We start from the raw sequence: 16,624 nt of genomic DNA, 5'->3' as shown, positions 1-16,624 counted from the left end.
GGGAAAGGCGAAAAGAACCCCGGAGAGGGGAGTGAAATAGAACCTGAAACCGTGTGCGTACAAGCAGTAGGAGCTCCGCAAGGAGTGACTGCGTACCTTTTGTATAATGGGTCAGCGACTTACTGTTCGTGGCAAGCTTAACCGTATAGGGGAGGCGAAGGGAAACCGAGTCTGATAAGGGCGCATAGTCGCGGGCAGTAGACCCGAAACCGGGTGATCTAGTCATGCCCAGGGTGAAGGTGCGGTAACACGCACTGGAGGCCCGAACCCACTCCCGTTGCAAAGGTAGGGGATGAGGTGTGATTAGGAGTGAAAAGCTAATCGAACCCGGAGATAGCTGGTTCTCCTCGAAAGCTATTTAGGTAGCGCCTCATATGTATCCTCTCGGGGGTAGAGCACTGTTATGGCTAGGGGGTCATCGCGACTTACCAAACCATTGCAAACTCCGAATACCGAGACGGACTGTATGGGAGACACACGGCGGGTGCTAACGTCCGTCGTGAAAAGGGAAACAACCCAGACCCACAGCTAAGGTCCCAAATTTTGTGCTAAGTGGAAAACCATGTGGAAAGGCACAGACAGCCAGGAGGTTGGCTTAGAAGCAGCCACCCTTTAAAGAAAGCGTAATAGCTCACTGGTCGAGTCGGTCTGCGGGGAAGATTTAACGGGGCTAAGCACAGAACCGAAGCTTGGGGTGCATAACTTTGTTATGCGCGGTAGAGGAGCGTTCCGTAAGCCGTTGAAGGTGGATTGAGAAGTCTGCTGGAGGTATCGGAAGTGCGAATGCTGACATGAGTAACGATAATGCGGGTGAAAAACCCGCACGCCGAAAGCCCAAGGTTTCCTTGCGCAACGTTAATCGGCGCAGGGTGAGTCGGCCCCTAAGGCGAGGACGAAAGTCGTAGTCGATGGGAAGCAGGTTAATATTCCTGCACCTCGCGTAAGTGCGATGGAGGGACGGAGAAGGTTAGGTGTACCAGGCGTTGGTTGTCCTGGGGAAAGGCGGTAGGTTTGGATCTTTGGCAAATCCGGGATCCTTTAAGACCGAGCACCGAGACGAGCCTTTATGGCAAAGTCACTGATACCACGCTTCCAGGAAAAGCTCCTAAGCTTCAGCTTACGCAGACCGTACCGTAAACCGACACAGGTGGGTAGGATGAGAATTCTCAGGCGCTTGAGAGAACTCGGGTGAAGGAACTAGGCAACATGGCACCGTAACTTCGGGAGAAGGTGCACCCTTTTTGGTGGCTCGTGCGAGCTATAGCTGAAGAGGGTCGCAGTAACCAGGCCGCTGCGACTGTTTATCAAAAACACAGCACTCTGCAAACACGAAAGTGGACGTATAGGGTGTGACGCCTGCCCGGTGCTGGAAGGTTAATTGATGGGGTCAGCCGCAAGGCGAAGCTCTTGATCGAAGCCCCAGTAAACGGCGGCCGTAACTATAACGGTCCTAAGGTAGCGAAATTCCTTGTCGGGTAAGTTCCGACCTGCACGAATGGCGTAACGACAGCGGCGCTGTCTCCACCCGAGACTCAGTGAAATTGAAATCGCTGTGAAGATGCAGCGTTCCCGTGGCAAGACGGAAAGACCCCGTGAACCTTTACTATAGCTTTACACTGAACGTTGAGTTCGTCTGTGTAGGATAGGTGGGAGGCTATGAAACCATGGCGCTAGCTGTGGTGGAGCCATCCTTGAAATACCACCCTGTCGTGCTTGACGTTCTAACCTGGGCCCATTATCTGGGTCGGGGACCGTGTATGGTGGGTAGTTTGACTGGGGCGGTCTCCTCCTAAAGAGTAACGGAGGAGCTCGAAGGTACGCTCAGCGCGGTCGGACATCGCGCACTGTGTGCAAAGGCATAAGCGTGCTTGACTGCAAGATCGACGGATCAAGCAGGTAGGAAACTAGGACTTAGTGATCCGGTGGTTCTGTATGGAAGGGCCATCGCTCAACGGATAAAAGGTACTCCGGGGATAACAGGCTGATACCGCCCAAGAGTTCATATCGACGGCGGTGTTTGGCACCTCGATGTCGGCTCATCACATCCTGGGGCTGTAGTCGGTCCCAAGGGTATGGCTGTTCGCCATTTAAAGTGGTACGCGAGCTGGGTTCAGAACGTCGTGAGACAGTTCGGTCCCTATCTGCCATGGGCGTTGGAGATTTGAGAGGGGCTGCTCCTAGTACGAGAGGACCGGAGTGGACGAACCTCTGGTGTTCCGGTTGTCACGCCAGTGGCATTGCCGGGTAGCTATGTTCGGAAGCGATAACCGCTGAAAGCATCTAAGCGGGAAGCGCGCCTCAAGATGAGATCTCCCGGGGCACAAGCCCCCTGAAGGAACCATGTAGACTACGTGGTTGATAGGTCAGGTGTGTAAGTACAGCAATGTATTGAGCTAACTGATACTAATGATCCGTGCGGCTTGACCATATAACCTCAAGTTGCCTTGGCTTTACGACAGCGTCGTAAGAGCATCCAAGTGCACGCTACGTCACAAGAACTATGCGAGGCTGGCGCCTTGTCCCCAGGGACGAGTGCGACACTCCAAAAGCCTCCCTGGTGAAATTAGCGCTGTGGAACCACCCGATCCCATCCCGAACTCGGAAGTGAAACGCAGCTGCGCCGATGGTAGTGTGGCTCAAGCCATGCGAGAGTAGGTCATCGCCAGGGTTTATACCCAAAACCCCGCTGCTGACGCAGCGGGGTTTTTCTTTGTGCGCAGGAAATGCGGGTGGTGCCGGCCGCTGGCCGGCACCGCCATGGCTGCACACCGGCCGGTAGATCCACGCGATGCGTGGATATTCTCTGCGGGCAGCCACAGCGCCAGCCAAGGTTGGCCGCTACCGGCGGGAGGTCAGACAGTGGGCGAGGCCGTAATTGCCAGCCAGCGGCCGGCACTACCGGTAGATCCACGCCGTGTGTGGATGCGGCGCCAAACAGGGTTGGCCGCTCCTCACGGCAGGTCCGGAAGCGGACTTTTCCTGACCCATCACGCAAAAGCAGGCAAAAAAACGGCGCCCTGCGGGCGCCGTCTTGATCAGGATCGCATTGCAGGCCCGGATCAGGCGGCCCGCGGGACCTCGTGCGGTTCCTGCTGGCGGAACACCGATACTGCCTCGGTAAGCGTCCCCGCCTGCGTCTGCAGCTCGCGTGCGGCCGCGGTGGCTTCTTCCACCAGCGCCGCGTTCTGCTGCGTGGCCTGATCCATCTGCACCACGGTCTGGTTGATCTGCTCGATGCCGATCGACTGCTCCTGCGAGGCCGCCGAGATCTCACGCATCAGATGGCTGACATTCTCCACGCCGCCGACAATGCCCTGCATCCGCTGGCCGGCGTCGGCCACCAGCTGGGCACCTTCACCCACCTGTCGGCCTGCCTCATCGATCAGCTTTTTGATTTCCTGTGCGGCGGCGGCGGAGCGCTGCGCCAACACGCGCACCTCGCTGGCCACCACGGCGAAGCCACGGCCCTGCTCACCGGCACGTGCGGCTTCCACCGCCGCATTGAGCGCGAGGATATTGGTCTGGAAGGCGATGCCATCGATCACGCCGGTGATGTCGCCGATCCGCTTTGAGGCGCCTTCAATCGCCTGCATGGTGTCGACAACCCGCTGCATCGCGGTGTTGCCATCACTGGCGGCGTTCTGCGTGGACGCAGCCAGCTCACTGGCCTCGCGCGCATGCGCAGCGTTCTGGCGCACGGTGGCGGTCAGCTCCTCCATCGAGGCTGCGGTTTCCTGCAGGTGCGCCGCCTGGCGCTCGCTGCGCTCGGACAGCGCACCATTGCCTGCAGCGATCTCGCTGGCGGCGGTACTGATCGAGGCCGCGCACTGCTGGATGCGGCCCACCATGCGCGCCAGCTGGCCGGCGGTGGCGTTGGCATCACGCTGGATCGCGGCGAAGGCACCGTGGTACTCACCGTGCATGCGCCGATCGAGATCGCCGTTGGCCAGCGCCGAAAGCATCTGCCGCACGTCGTTGACGGTGCTGCCCAGCGTATCGAGCAGCTGGTTGATGCCACCGGTCAGGCCATCGAGGAAGCTGGCGCCTTCGGTTGCCTGCAGGCGCTGGCCGAGATCGCCGGCAGCGGCAGCAGCGACGATGCCGGCCACGGCGTTCTCCAGCGCCAGCTCCTGGGTACGGTCATGCCATTCCACGGCGAAACCGAGGCGCATGCCCTGTGCATCGAACACCGGGGTGACCACCTGGGCGAAGTGCACCGGGCCGATCTGTACCTTGCCGTTGTGGCTGGCCTGCAGGCCATTGAGGATGGCGCGGATGCGGTCCGGGTTGGCATGGAAGCGATGGATGCTGCTGCCGACCAGGCGTTCGGCATCGAAGTCAGGGAAGGCCTGGCGCAGTGTCGCCTGCTGGTTGCGCAGCAGAGCCACCACCGAGCGGTTCACATAGCGGATCACGTGATCATTGTCGGCGATCATCATCGCGGTGCGCGAGGCATCCAGCGCCTGACGGATCTGCGCATTCTCGGCATGCGCCTCAGCCTCACGCCCACGTTGGGCCTGGACGTGGCGCGCGGTATCGGCCAGCGCATGGGCCAACGAGCCGGGTGCATAGGATGCGGTGTCGGCATGTGCGCCCAGGTCGGTGCCCGTGGCGATGTCGCGGGCCAGCGCAGCCAGCCGGCGCGGGCCGTGGCCAAGCGCCTCGGTCTGCTGGCGCAGGCGCAGCGCGACCTGGCCGAGGAATGCCGTCAGCCCGGCGAACAGGCCCGCCTGCAGCAAGGTAGGTCCCACTGCTGCTCCCTGCAGCAGCGGCGCCAACAGCGCGAGCGTGCCGATGCCACCGGCCAGCCATACCGGCAGGCGATCACGATGGCTCAACAGCACGCCCAGCAGCAGTGCAATCGGCAACGCCGGTGACAAGCCCGCGATCGCGCACAGCCATGCCAGCTGCAGCGACAACAACAGCGCCAGGCCATTGCGGGTGACGCTATGGCCCGCTTTGGGACCGGCCAGCCAGATGGCAGGCAGCACAGCGGCCGCGACCAGCGAGGCGGTCAGGACATGAGGCCCGCGCAGGGCCAGCACCAGGCCGGCCACCGCCAGTGCCGCACTGCCGATCAGCAATCGGCGGTCAGCGCGGTGGGCGAGCCGCTGCAGATGCGGCAGGCGGGCGGTATCGGGGGGGCGAGTGGATGCAGCGGACATCGGCGACTCCTGGATCAGCAGACGACAACGGCCACACGGTGACGCACGCACGAGTGCGTGGCCAGGGCATGGACCGGGAATTCGGGGAATGCGACGCAATCAACGTCGCGCAGACGGGGCGCCGTGACCACATCCTGTGGGTGACGGAGCAATGGAGCGGGCATGCGGACTTCCTTGCAGGACCAGACACACGCCGCAGGCCCGACCGGGCCCACGTGCTGCGGACGCAGTGGCCCGCAACTGATGTATCGGCCGGAAGTGCGCAGAATGAAGTGCAGCGGACGCTGCGACTCAGCCGGCGTTGTCGTTGCCGAGGAAGCGCAGGATCACCTCGGCGATGCGTGCCGGGTCTTCCATATGCAGGTGGTGGTTGCCGGGAAACACGGCCAGCCGTCCATCACGCAGGTGCTGCAGGCGATCACTGCGCATCGGCTCGGGATAGTAGGACTGCGCCGGCGTGGCATAGATCACCTGCGTCGGGCAGGTGATGGCCTGCAGCAGGTTGTCGATCTGGCCTTCGCTGAGGCGGATCGCAGTGGGCAGCATCAGGCGCGGGTCGCTGCACCAGCGGTAGCCACCTTCGACCGGTTCCACGCCGCGCTCGACCAGCAGCCGTGCGCAGGGTTCGCTGAGCTGGTTGGTCATCATCCGCGCGCGGATCGGCGCTGCCAGATCGGGGAACACGCGCAGCTGCTTGCGTGCCAACGCGCGCGTGGCGTTCACATGCTCGCGCAGGCGATGCGCCGTTTCTTCCTCGGGACCGCGCAGGCCGCCGAGTGCTTCGATCGCCACCAGCCGATCAACACGGTCGCTGACCGAGGCGGTAAGGCTGGCGATGCCGGCACCCATCGAATGGCCGAGCAGGCTGAATCGGTCCCAGCCCAGTGCGTCGGCGACATCGAGTACGTGGCAGATCGCGGCGGCCGTGGTGTAGCTGGCACCCATCGGCAGGTGCGCGCTGTGACCGTGGCCGGGCAGATCGATGGCAACCAGCTGCAACGCCGACAGGTGCGGCGCCAGCGGCACGAAGCTGGCGGCGTTGTCGAGCCAGCCATGCAGGGCCAGCACGCGTGGGCCGCCGCCGTGGTTGCGCAGGCCGGCGACGCGTGCGCCCCCGACCTGGAGTTCAAACGGTTGCAGGCTCATGCCAGCGAGGACACGGCCAGCCGTGCCAGGGCGCGTGCATGCTCCGGCTCGGCGTTGAGGCAGGGGATGTAGCGCATCGTCGCACCGCGCTCGGCCAGTGTTTCGGTGAAGCCCAGCGCAACCTCTTCCAGCGTCTCCAGGCAGTCGGTGGCGAATCCGGGGCAGACCACGTCGATCTGCTTCACGCCGGACTCGGCCAGCGCCCACAGGCTGGGCTCGGCATACGGCTGCAACCAGCGCTCGCGGCCGAAGCGCGACTGGTAACCCATCTGCCAGTCGTCCTTGACCAGGCCCAGTGCATTGGCGATGGCCTGCGCACTGGCCTCGCAGCGCTGCGGATACGGGTCGCCCGCGTCGGCCAGGCGCTGCGGGATACCATGGAAGGAGAACATCAGTTTCTGACCGCGACCGTGCTGTTCCCAGTAGCGGCGGATCGATCCGGCTATGGCCTCGACCCAGCCGGGATCGACCGAGTAATCCCGCACCAGGCTCACGGTCACGCCCGGGTTGCGGCGCTGCCACGCATCGACCCGGTCTTCGACCGAGGCGGTGGTGGTGGTGGAGTACTGCGGGTACAGCGGCAACACCACGATCCGGCGCGCGCCGTCGGCGGCAAGACGGTCGAGCTCGCCGGCCAGCGCCGGTTCGCCGTAACGCATCGCATGGCGTACCGTCAGGGTCGGCAGCAGGGCCTGCATGGCCTGCGCCAGCTGGCGCGTATATACCATCAGCGGTGAGCCGTCGGGCAGCCAGACCTGGGCGTACTTGGCCGCCGACCGGCCGCTTCGCAGCGGCAGGATCAGCCCGCGCAGCAGCGGCTGCCAGAGCAGTGCCGGAATCGCGACCACGCGCGGGTCGGACAGGAATTCGGCCAGGTAACGGCGTACGGCGGGGGCCGTCGGCGTCTCGGGCGTGCCTAGGTTGACCGCCAGCACGGCGGTATCGGGTGCGTCGAGCATGGGCGGTATTGTCGCCTATCCGGCGCCGCACCGGGATGCAGGGTTCGGATTGCAGGCATAGCGCGCATCAATGCGGGCAGGGAACGCTCATTGGGGATTCATGACAACACCACTAATTTCAGTCACTTGCTATATCTTCCTATGGACTGACTTCTGGAGCCTGCCATGCGTCGCCCGATCCAAGCCCTGCTGATCGCCGCCAGCCTGCTGTCCAGCCAGGCCATGGCCGGACCGCAGGAAGACCAGCGCGCCCGCAACGCCGTGCGCGTGCTGGCCGAAATCCAGGAAATTCCTGAACAGGGCATTCCGGATAAATTGCTCGACGAAGGCCGCGCGGTCATCGTCATTCCCGACACGATCAAGGCCGGTCTTGTCATTGGCGGTCGTCGTGGCCACGGCCTGATGTCGGTGCGCATGCCCAATGGCGCATGGTCCAACCCGGTGTTCGTGAAGCTCACCGGTGGCAGCATCGGCTTCCAGGCCGGCGTGCAATCTTCGGATGTGGTGCTGGTGTTCCGCAACGACCGCAGCCTGGACAACCTGGTCAACGGCAAGTTCACGCTCGGCGCCGATGCCGGCGTTGCCGCCGGTCCGGTCGGCCGCAATGCCGCCGCCGCCACCGACGGCCAGCTGAAGGCCGAGATCTGGTCCTGGTCGCGTGCCCGTGGGCTGTTCGCGGGCGTCGCGCTGGATGGTGCGGTGCTGCAGATCGACGATGCCGCCAACCTTGACGCCTACGGCAGCAACACCACGCCGCGCATGATCTTCGAAGGTCGCGCCGCCGGTTCGCCGTCGATGGACGTGGTCGCCTTCCGTGATCGTCTGGAAGAGGCCACCTACGCCGCCCGCAACAATCGCAACGGCAACGGTGGCAGTGCACCGCGTCCGGCGGCGACCCCGGCGGTTGCGCCGGCGCCTGTTCAGGCAGCGCCGGCCGCCCCAACCGAAGCCACCACCGCGCCGTTGCAGAACGTGCCGCAGAACCCGCCGCCGCAGCAGCAGGGTTTCCAGCCGGTCAACGACGGCGAAATCCGCACGGAAACGCTGGGCGGGAACTGACTTTCGTCACGCGCGCCGGCTGACAGCCGGTGCGCTATGCTCGACAGCCTGATCACTAACGTAACGAGCGTCTTTATGGGCAGTTTCAGCATCTGGCATTGGTTGGTCGTGCTGGCCATCGTCCTGCTGGTGTTCGGCACCAAGCGCCTGACCAGTGGCGCCAAGGACCTCGGCTCGGCGGTCAAGGAATTCAAGAAGGGCATGCGCGACGAAGACAAGCCGAGCGCGCAGCTGGGCGATGAGTCGCGCAGCCAGGACGCCTCGCGCACCGCGCAGGACGAGCACGACCGTAACGCTCGCTGATCCGGAGCGGTTGCGGTGTTCGATATCGGCTTCAGCGAACTGCTGGTGATCGCGGTGGTCGCCCTGGTGGTGCTCGGTCCCGAGCGCCTGCCCAAGGCGGCCCGCTTCGCCGGCCTGTGGGTGCGCCGTGCCCGCAATCAGTGGGATTCGGTGAAACAGGAACTGGAACGCGAACTGCAGGCCGAGGACATCAAGCGGCAAATGCAGGAGGTGCGCCAGGGCATGCAGGACACCGAGAACCAGCTGCGCGCCAGCGGCGAGGCGATCCGTCGCGAAGCGCAGCAGGCGCAGCAGCAGGGCGATGCGCTGGCGCAGGAAGTACGCGCGCCGGCGCCTGCGGATCCGCCGCCGCATATGGGCGGCCTGCCGCCTGCCGATGCACCGGTACAGGAGGGCATTGCGCCAGAGCCGATGCCGGCGACACCCCCTGAAGCCGGTGCTCCGACGCCGCAGCGCACGGAGCGCCAGCCATGAGTGAACAGGATTTCGGCGAAAGCTCGCTGGTCGAACATCTGGTGGAACTGCGCGGCCGCCTGGTGCGCGCATTGCTGGGCCTGGGCGTGGTGCTGCTGGCGCTGCTGCCGTTTACCCAGAAGCTGTACAACGCGCTGGCCGAACCGCTGGTCTCGCAGCTGCCCAACGGGCAGACGATGATCGCGACCAATCCGGCCGGCGCCTTCTTCGCGCCATTGAAGCTGACCTTCTTCGTTGCCCTGTTCGTGGCGGTGCCGTGGCTGCTGTACCAGCTGTGGGCCTTCGTCGCCCCGGGGCTTTACGCGCGTGAGAAGCGCCTGGCGGTGCCGCTGCTGGTGTCTTCGGTACTGCTGTTCTACACCGGCTGTGCCTTCGCCTACTTCCTGGTGCTGCCGGCGGTGTTCCATTTCCTGACCACCTTCAGCCCGGACGTGATCGCGATCACCCCGGATGCGAATGCCTACCTGGATTTCGTGCTGGCGATCTTCTTCGCCTTCGGTGGCAGCTTCGAACTGCCGGTGGCGATGGTGATCCTGGTGCTGCTGGGCTGGGTGACGCCGCAGCAGTTCAAGGAAGGCCGTGGCTACGCGATCGTCGGCATCTTCGTGCTGGCGGCGGTGCTGACCCCGCCGGACGTGGTCTCGCAGCTGATGCTGGCGATCCCGATGTGCCTGCTCTACGAGCTGGGCATCCACGCCGCACGCTGGCTGGTGCCGTCGTCGGCCGTGAAGAAACCCGCCGCCTGAAAAAAACAAAAGGGGACGGAGGGGATTAAGTCGCTATCGGCACAGTGGCACAAACGACTTAATCCCCTCCGTCCCCTTTTTCGTCAGGCGTGGAAGATGTCGCTTGAGGTCGGGGTGGTCGGGACCGGCGGTGCGGCGCGACTGCCACGGTGCACGAACATCTGCTTCCACGCGGCATAGACCGCGCCGACATACAGCGGCATCAGCACCGTGGTCAGCACCAGCTGGGCGATGAAGGCGGCGGCCAGCGGGCCACCGATCAGCATCGCGATCTGGATCACGATCACGAACAGGATGTAGATGCAGAACGCGGCGATCAGGCCGAGCACGGCGAACACGATCATCGCGCCGATGTTCTCGATGCAGCCCTGCAGGCTCAGGCGCAGCGCGTGCATGCCGCTCTGCTTGTCGAACACCACCAGCGCCGGCTGGGTGAACATTGCCAGCGACAGTGCGACCGCGCTCAGGAACACCAGCAGCATCCACAGCGCGATGCGCTTGGCCGGCAGGTTGGCCACCAGCGCCGCGGCATCGTCCGGCTTGATCTGCTGGCCACTGCGGCTGATCTCTTCCATCTTGGTCATGACCTCGCTGAAGGCGGTGAAGCCTTCGCGGCCGATCATCATGAACAGCAACGCGCCCAGCAGCAGCACCGCCAGCACCTGGATCGCCAGCGGCACCAGCAGGTGGCTGACGCGGTGGTCGCGGATCGGCTGCAGCAGGTGCGAGGACAGGCCCGGGCGGCCTTCGTCGATCTCACCCACGGCGTAGAGCATGCCGCCGAACATGATCGGCGAGATGGCCAGGGTCATCAGCTGCACGGCCATGCCGGCGGCGCCGGGAATCAGCGTCGACAACAGGGTGACCACCCAGCTCACCAGCAGCCAGGCCAGGCCGATCCGGGCCAGCTGCAGCGGCGCACGCCGATACAGCGAGAACGTATCCAGCAACCACTGGGCGCCCGCCGAGGCCGGCAGCTTGCGAATCTCTTTCATGGACATCCGGGAAGGACAGGAGGGGACGGGCGGTTGCCCGTGCCGCTGATTATCGCTGTTTTGCCGCCGGCTGGGCTGAAGACAGCCGCGCCTGTCGGACGAAGCGGCGCAGCAGCTGGCGGGCCAGCGGTGCGGCGCTGACTGCGCGCTCGATGCTGCGCGCACAGCCGCCGTGGCGGCCGATGCAGTCGGCGCGGGCGCGCACGTAGCCGCGCATGTGGTGGGTGGCAAATTCGGGGTGGAACTGCACGCCCCAGGCCTGGCGCCCCCAGCGGAACGCGTGGCAGCCATCCAGCGGCGAGCGTGCCAGCACCTCGGCACCGTCGGGCGCGCGCAGCACGGTCTGCAGGTGGGTGGCGTGGGCGGCAAAGTGCTGCGGCAGGCCCTGGAACAGCGGATCCTGTGCCGCCTGTGGCTGCAGCTCCAGTTCGATCGTGCCGGACTCGCGCCCGGCCGGGTTGTAGGCCACCTCACCGCCCAGCGCATGCGCCAGCAGCTGGTGGCCGTAGCAGATGCCGAACACTGGCAGGTCAGCGTGGGCGGTCTGGCGCAGCCACGCCGCGCTGCGCTCGCTCCAGTCGGCGTGGTCAGTAACGAAGGCGGCCGAACCGGTCACCAGTACCCCGGCAAAACCGTGCGGATCGGGCAGGGCGCCACCGTGTTCGACATCGACCACCACCGTCTCATGTTCCTCCAGCCCGGCGGCGACGCGGATCCAGTGCGGAAAGCGCCCGTAGCGGCGCAGCGACGGTACCGGGCGGCCGGTTTCAAGGATCAGGAAGGGGGCTGGGTTCATCCGGGGGCGGCAGCACTGACAGGACTTCCTCGATTGTAGTCAGCCCCTGCGCCACCTTTTCAAGCCCGGCCTGGCGCAGGGTTCGCAGCCCTTCAGCGCGCGCGGCACGGGTGAAACCGGCCAGATCCATGTCGGCGCGGATCTGCCCGCGCAGCCGCGAGCCCAATGGCAGCAACTCATACAGGCCGATGCGGCCGAGGAATCCGGTGCGCCGGCACTCCAGGCAACCGACCGGACGACAGGGCGTGGCGGCATCTGGATATGCAGCCTGGCTATCAGCGAGCACCGCCCAGTCGGCAGCACCAAGGGTGTGCGGCTGCTTGCAGTGCGGGCACAGGGTACGCACCAGGCGCTGGGCGAGGATGCCGTTGAGGGTGCTGGCCAGCAGGTAGTGCGGCACGCCCAGGTCGAGCAGGCGGGTGACCGCCGACGGTGCATCGTTGGTGTGCAGGGTGGACAGCACCAGATGGCCGGTCAGCGAGGCCTGCACCGCCATCTGCGCGGTTTCCAGATCGCGGATCTCGCCGATCATGATGATGTCCGGATCCTGCCGCAGCAGGGTGCGCACGCCGCTGGCGAAGTCCAGGTCGATGTTGGCCTGCACCTGCATCTGGTTGAACTCGGGCGCAATCATCTCGATCGGGTCCTCCACCGTGCACACGTTCACGTCCGGCGTGGCCAGCCGCTTCAGCGTGGAATACAGGGTGGTGGTCTTGCCCGAGCCGGTCGGGCCGGTGACCAGCACGATGCCGTGCGGGCGCTCGACCAGTGCATTCCAGCCAGCGGCCTCCTGCGGGCTGAAGCCGAGCTGGTCGATGCTTTTGAAGGCGGCATCGGGGTCGAAGATGCGCATCACGCACTTCTCACCGAAGGCGGTGGGCATGGTAGACAGGCGCATCTCGACCTCGCGGCCACCCGGCGAGCGGGTCTTGATGCGGCCGTCCTGCGGGCGCCTGCGCTCGGCCAGGTCCATGCGGCCGAGTACCTTGATGCGGCTGACCACCGCGGTCATCACTGCCGGCGGCACCTCGAACACCTTGTGCAGCACACCATCGATGCGGAAGCGCATGCGTCCCATCTCGCGGCGCGGTTCCAGGTGGATGTCCGAGGCGCGCTGCTCATAGGCGTACTGCAGCAGCCAGTCGACGATGTGCACGATGTGCTGGTCGTCGGCATTGACGTCGCCGGTGCGGCCCAGCTCGACCAGCTGCTCGAAGCTGGGCAGGGTGGTGTTGGCCTCGCCGCGGACGTCGCCGCGCGCGCCACGCACCGAACGGGTCACCCCGTAGAACTCCATGGTGTAGCGGTGCAGGTCGAGCGGATTGACCACCGCCAGCTCGATGCGGCGGCGTGTCAGGTGCTGCAGGTCGCGGCGCCATTCCTGCACCAGCGGCTCGCTGGTGGCCACCAGCACCCGTTCGGCATCCACTGCCAGCGGCAGGAAGCGGTGGCGACGGGCATAGGCGTGGGAGACCAGCGCGGTGACCGCAGCGACGTCGACCCGGGTCGGATCGATGCGCAGGTAGCGGGTGCCGGTGCGTTGGGCCAGCCATTCGGTCAGGCGTTCCAGGGTCAGTTCGCCGCCGTCGCGGGTGGCCAGCTTGAGGTTGGACAGCAGCACCAGCGGGTGCACTTCACTGGCATTGCGCGCGCCCTGTGCGGAAAACCGCATGCGCTCGCCCTCGTGCTCGGCGACCAGGCCGTCGGCCAGCAGCGCCGCACCCACCTGCTCGAAATGCAGGCGGCCCCACGGCAGCGGGACGCCGCCTGGCTCGCCGGGCGTGCCCACCGGCAGCCGATGTTCCATCTGCCTGCTCCTCCCGGGTACGGAATGCCCCGCAGGTCGGCCGTTATACTAGCGCACCCCCTTGCCGGCCAAGACTCGTACGCATGTCCGCGACCCCGACCGTTCCGATCACCTTCCAGGGCCTGATCCAGACCCTGAACCAGTTCTGGGCCCAGCAGGGCTGCGTGCTCATCCAGCCGCTCGACCTGGAGGTGGGCGCCGGTACCTTCCACCCGGCCACCTTCCTGCGGGCGATCGGGCCGGAAAGCTGGAACGCGGCCTACGTGCAGCCGTCGCGCCGCCCGACCGACGGCCGCTACGGCGAGAACCCGAACCGCCTGCAGCGCTACTACCAGTACCAGGTGGCGATGAAGCCGGCGCCGGACAACATCCAGCAGCTGTACCTGGATTCGCTGAAGGCACTGGGCATTGATCCGCTGGTGCACGACCTGCGCTTCGTCGAGGACAACTGGGAATCGCCGACGCTGGGCGCGTGGGGCCTGGGCTGGGAAGTCTGGCTCAACGGCATGGAAGTGACCCAGTTCACCTACTTCCAGCAGGCCGGTGGCCTGGAGTGCCGCCCGGTGCTGGGCGAGATCACCTACGGTCTCGAGCGCCTGTGCATGTACCTGCAGAACTGCGACAACGTCTATGACCTGGTCTGGACCTACGGCCCGGACGGCCAGCCGGTGACCTACGGCGACGTCTACCACCAGAACGAGGTGGAGCAGAGCACCTACAACTTCGAATACGCCGACGTGGACGAAATGTTCCACCGCTTCGATGCCTGCGAGCGTGAAGCGCAGAAGCTGGTGGAAGTGGGCCTGCCGCTGCCGGCCTACGAGCAGGTGATGAAGGCCAGCCACACCTTCAACCTGCTCGATGCGCGCCGCGCGATCAGCGTGACCGAGCGCCAGCGCTACATCCTGCGCGTGCGCGCGCTGGCCCAGGCGGTGGCCAAGGCGTATTACGAGCAGCGCGAGAAGCTGGGCTTCCCGGGTGCGAAGAAGGCCTGACCGCCTTCCTGCACCGTCCCGCTTTTCATCAACTACCCGGGGCGCCGGACGCGTTGCGCGCTGCGCCCCCACCACAGGATCGAACCGATGAGCCAACTGTCCCCCCTGCTGATCGAACTGGGCACCGAGGAGCTGCCGGTCAAGGCGCTGCCGGGCCTGGCCCAGGCGTTCTTCGACGGTGTTGTCGAAGGCCTGCGCAAGCGTGGCGTCGCGCTGGAGCTGGGCGATGCCCGCCCGCTGTCGACCCCGCGCCGGCTGGCCGTGCTGCTGCCGGGCGTCGGCCTGGAACAGCCGGAACAGCACAGCGAAGTGCTGGGCCCGTATCTGAACATCGCGCTGGACGCCGAAGGCCAGCCGACCAAGGCCCTGCAGGGCTTCGCCGCCAAGGCCGGGATCGACTGGACCGCGCTGGAGAAGACCACCGACAACAAGGGCGAGCGCTTCGTGCACCGCGCGGTGACCCCGGGCGCGAGCACCGCCAGCCTGTTGCCGGAAATCCTGCGCGAGGCGATCGCGGCGATGCCGATTCCCAAGCCGATGCGCTGGGGCGATCACGCCTGGGGCTTCGCCCGCCCGGCGCACTGGCTGGTGCTGCTGCACGGCGCCAACGTGGTCGAGGCCGAACTGTTCGGCCTGCAGGCCGGCCGTGCCAGCCGTGGCCATCGCTTCCACCACGACCAGGCCGTGTCGCTGGCGCAGCCGCAGGATTACGTTGAAGCGCTGCGCGCCGCGTTCGTGCTGGTCGACCCGAGCGAGCGACGTGCGCGCATCGTCGCCGAGGTCGAGGCCGCTGCAGCCGGGGCCGGTGGCAGCGCCCGCATCACCGACGACAACCTGGAGCAGGTGGTGAACCTGGTCGAATGGCCGTCGGCGGTGCTGTGCAGCTTCGAACGCGCCTTCCTGGCAGTGCCGCAGGAAGCACTGATCGAAACGATGGAGATCAACCAGAAGTTCTTCCCGGTGCTGGATGCCGCCGGCACGCTGACCGAGAAGTTCATCGGCATCGCCAACATCGAATCGAAGGACGTGGCCGAAGTGGCCAAGGGCTACGAGCGGGTGATCCGCCCGCGCTTTGCCGATGCCAAGTTCTTCTTCGACGAGGACCTGAAGCAGGGCCTGATGTCGATGGGCGACGGCCTGAAGACGGTGACCTACCAGGCCAAGCTGGGCAGCGTGGCCGACAAGGTGGCGCGCGTGGCCGCACTGGCCGAAGTGATCGCAGCCCAGGTCGGTGCCGATCCGGCGCAGGCCAAGCGGGCTGCCGAGCTGGCCAAGAACGACCTGCAGTCGCGCATGGTCAACGAATTCCCGGAACTGCAGGGCATCGCCGGCCGCCACTACGCCGTGGCCGGTGGTGAATCGGCCGACGTGGCGCTGGCCATCGACGAGGCCTACCAGCCACGCTTCGGTGGTGACGACATCGCGCTGTCGCCGCTGGGCAAGGTGCTGGCCATAGCCGAACGCGTGGATACGCTGGCCGGTGGTTTCGCTGCAGGCCTGAAGCCGACCGGCAACAAGGACCCGTTCGCGCTGCGCCGCAATGCGCTGGGCCTGGCCCGCACGATCATCGAAAGCGGCTTCGAACTGGACCTGCGCGCGCTGATGGCCAGCGCCAATGCCGGCCTGGCCGCGCGCAACGTGCAGGCCGATGTCGGCGAGCTGTACGACTTCATCCTCGACCGCCTGAAGGGCTACTACGGCGACAAGGGCGTGCCGGCCACGCACTTCAACGCGGTGGCCGAGTTGAAGCCGGCCTCGCTGTACGACTTCGATCGCCGCCTGGATGCGATCGGCACCTTCGCCGCGCTGCCGGAGGCAGAGGCGCTGGCTGCGGCCAACAAGCGCATCCGCAACATCCTGCGCAAGGCCGAGGGCGAGATTCCGGCGCAGATCGACGCGGCACTGCTGCAGGAAGATGCCGAGCGCGCGCTGGCCGAAGCGGTCACCGCCGCCATCGATGACACCGGCGCCAGCCTGCACCAGAAGGACTATGTGGCGGTGCTGGCACGCCTGGCGCGCCTGCGTCCGCAGGTCGACGCGTTCTTCGATGGCGTGATGGTCAACGCGGAAGATCCGGCACTGCGTGGCAACCGCCTGGCGCTGCTGACGATGCTGGGCGAGCGCCTGGGCAAGGTGGCGGCGATCGAGCATCTGTCGAGCTGACGCCCGTATCGGTAGT

The 16,624-nt window shown here is 65.7% G+C and carries 12 protein-coding genes and 2 rRNA genes (1 of these 14 cut by a window edge); 8 read left to right on the top strand and 6 right to left on the bottom strand.

Going from position 1 to position 16,624, the window contains the following annotated elements; translation table 11 throughout:
- Both ACEPA4_RS19830 and rrf read left to right on the top strand, forming a co-directional pair.
- A 23S ribosomal RNA gene (locus tag ACEPA4_RS19830) occupies positions 1-2,428 on the top strand; it begins 452 nt to the left of the window's first position.
- A gap of 125 nt (positions 2,429-2,553) precedes the next feature.
- Positions 2,554-2,668: ribosomal RNA gene (gene rrf, locus ACEPA4_RS19825) — 5S ribosomal RNA — on the top strand.
- Between the two features lie 391 nt (positions 2,669-3,059).
- Here rrf and ACEPA4_RS19820 read toward each other — a convergent pair.
- The 3 genes from ACEPA4_RS19820 to hemH form a co-directional block, all read right to left on the bottom strand.
- Positions 3,060-5,165: a methyl-accepting chemotaxis protein gene (locus ACEPA4_RS19820; RefSeq protein ID WP_235649974.1), complete on the bottom strand. Its 2,106-nt coding sequence runs from the start codon at positions 5,163-5,165 to the stop codon at positions 3,060-3,062.
- Positions 5,166-5,456: 291 nt separating this feature from the next.
- The gene (locus ACEPA4_RS19815) at positions 5,457-6,311 is read right to left on the bottom strand and encodes an alpha/beta fold hydrolase (protein WP_065196770.1); all 855 of its coding nucleotides are present in this window, start codon (positions 6,309-6,311) and stop codon (positions 5,457-5,459) included.
- Positions 6,308-7,270, bottom strand: a complete 963-nt coding sequence (hemH, locus tag ACEPA4_RS19810; protein ID WP_095378512.1) for a ferrochelatase — start codon at positions 7,268-7,270, stop codon at positions 6,308-6,310. Before hemH ends, ACEPA4_RS19815 begins: the two co-directional genes overlap by 4 nt.
- A gap of 165 nt (positions 7,271-7,435) precedes the next feature.
- Here hemH and ACEPA4_RS19805 point away from each other — a divergent pair, with 165 nt between their 5' ends.
- The 4 genes from ACEPA4_RS19805 to tatC all read left to right on the top strand — a co-directional run bounded on the left by ACEPA4_RS19805 (position 7,436) and on the right by tatC (position 9,852).
- Positions 7,436-8,329, top strand: coding sequence for a YSC84-related protein (locus ACEPA4_RS19805; RefSeq protein WP_005420455.1), 894 nt, complete (start codon positions 7,436-7,438; stop codon positions 8,327-8,329).
- A gap of 75 nt (positions 8,330-8,404) precedes the next feature.
- Positions 8,405-8,632 carry a Sec-independent protein translocase subunit TatA gene (gene tatA / locus ACEPA4_RS19800; protein ID WP_262090215.1) on the top strand — a complete coding sequence of 76 codons (228 nt, stop codon included), beginning with the start codon at positions 8,405-8,407 and terminating at the stop codon, positions 8,630-8,632.
- A 15-nt stretch (positions 8,633-8,647) separates the two neighbouring features.
- Entirely contained in the window at positions 8,648-9,106 is a 459-nt protein-coding gene (gene tatB, locus ACEPA4_RS19795; RefSeq protein ID WP_053500646.1) for a Sec-independent protein translocase protein TatB, read from the top strand.
- Positions 9,103-9,852, top strand: coding sequence for a twin-arginine translocase subunit TatC (gene tatC, locus ACEPA4_RS19790; RefSeq protein ID WP_005420449.1), 750 nt, complete (start codon positions 9,103-9,105; stop codon positions 9,850-9,852). The genes tatB and tatC overlap by 4 nt, the downstream gene beginning before the upstream one ends.
- 83 nt (positions 9,853-9,935) lie before the next feature.
- Here tatC and ACEPA4_RS19785 read toward each other — a convergent pair whose 3' ends face one another.
- From ACEPA4_RS19785 to ACEPA4_RS19775, 3 genes are read right to left on the bottom strand one after another with little or no spacing between them, the layout of a single operon-like run.
- The gene (locus ACEPA4_RS19785; protein ID WP_005420447.1) at positions 9,936-10,847 is read right to left on the bottom strand and encodes a BPSS1780 family membrane protein; all 912 of its coding nucleotides are present in this window, start codon (positions 10,845-10,847) and stop codon (positions 9,936-9,938) included.
- 49 nt (positions 10,848-10,896) lie between these two features.
- Complete coding sequence (locus ACEPA4_RS19780; protein WP_005420445.1) at positions 10,897-11,643, bottom strand: glutamine amidotransferase; 747 nt, start codon at positions 11,641-11,643, stop codon at positions 10,897-10,899.
- Positions 11,615-13,450 carry a GspE/PulE family protein gene (locus ACEPA4_RS19775; protein WP_164229347.1) on the bottom strand — a complete coding sequence of 612 codons (1,836 nt, stop codon included), beginning with the start codon at positions 13,448-13,450 and terminating at the stop codon, positions 11,615-11,617. Before ACEPA4_RS19775 ends, ACEPA4_RS19780 begins: the two co-directional genes overlap by 29 nt.
- An 83-nt stretch (positions 13,451-13,533) precedes the next feature.
- Here ACEPA4_RS19775 and glyQ point away from each other — a divergent pair, with 83 nt between their 5' ends.
- Positions 13,534-14,445 (top strand): glycine--tRNA ligase subunit alpha, encoded by a 912-nt coding sequence (gene glyQ, locus ACEPA4_RS19770; RefSeq protein WP_049412007.1) that lies wholly within the window; start codon positions 13,534-13,536, stop codon positions 14,443-14,445.
- An 87-nt stretch (positions 14,446-14,532) separates the two neighbouring features.
- Positions 14,533-16,608: a glycine--tRNA ligase subunit beta gene (gene glyS, locus ACEPA4_RS19765; RefSeq protein ID WP_262090211.1), complete on the top strand. Its 2,076-nt coding sequence runs from the start codon at positions 14,533-14,535 to the stop codon at positions 16,606-16,608.
- The last annotated feature ends 16 nt before the right edge of the window (positions 16,609-16,624 follow it).

It is taken from the genome of Stenotrophomonas sp. P2112 (assembly GCF_041897515.1).
In the GTDB taxonomy this organism is placed as follows: Bacteria; Pseudomonadota; Gammaproteobacteria; order Xanthomonadales; family Xanthomonadaceae; genus Stenotrophomonas; species Stenotrophomonas sepilia.
This window is presented reverse-complemented; position numbering and strand designations above follow the sequence as displayed.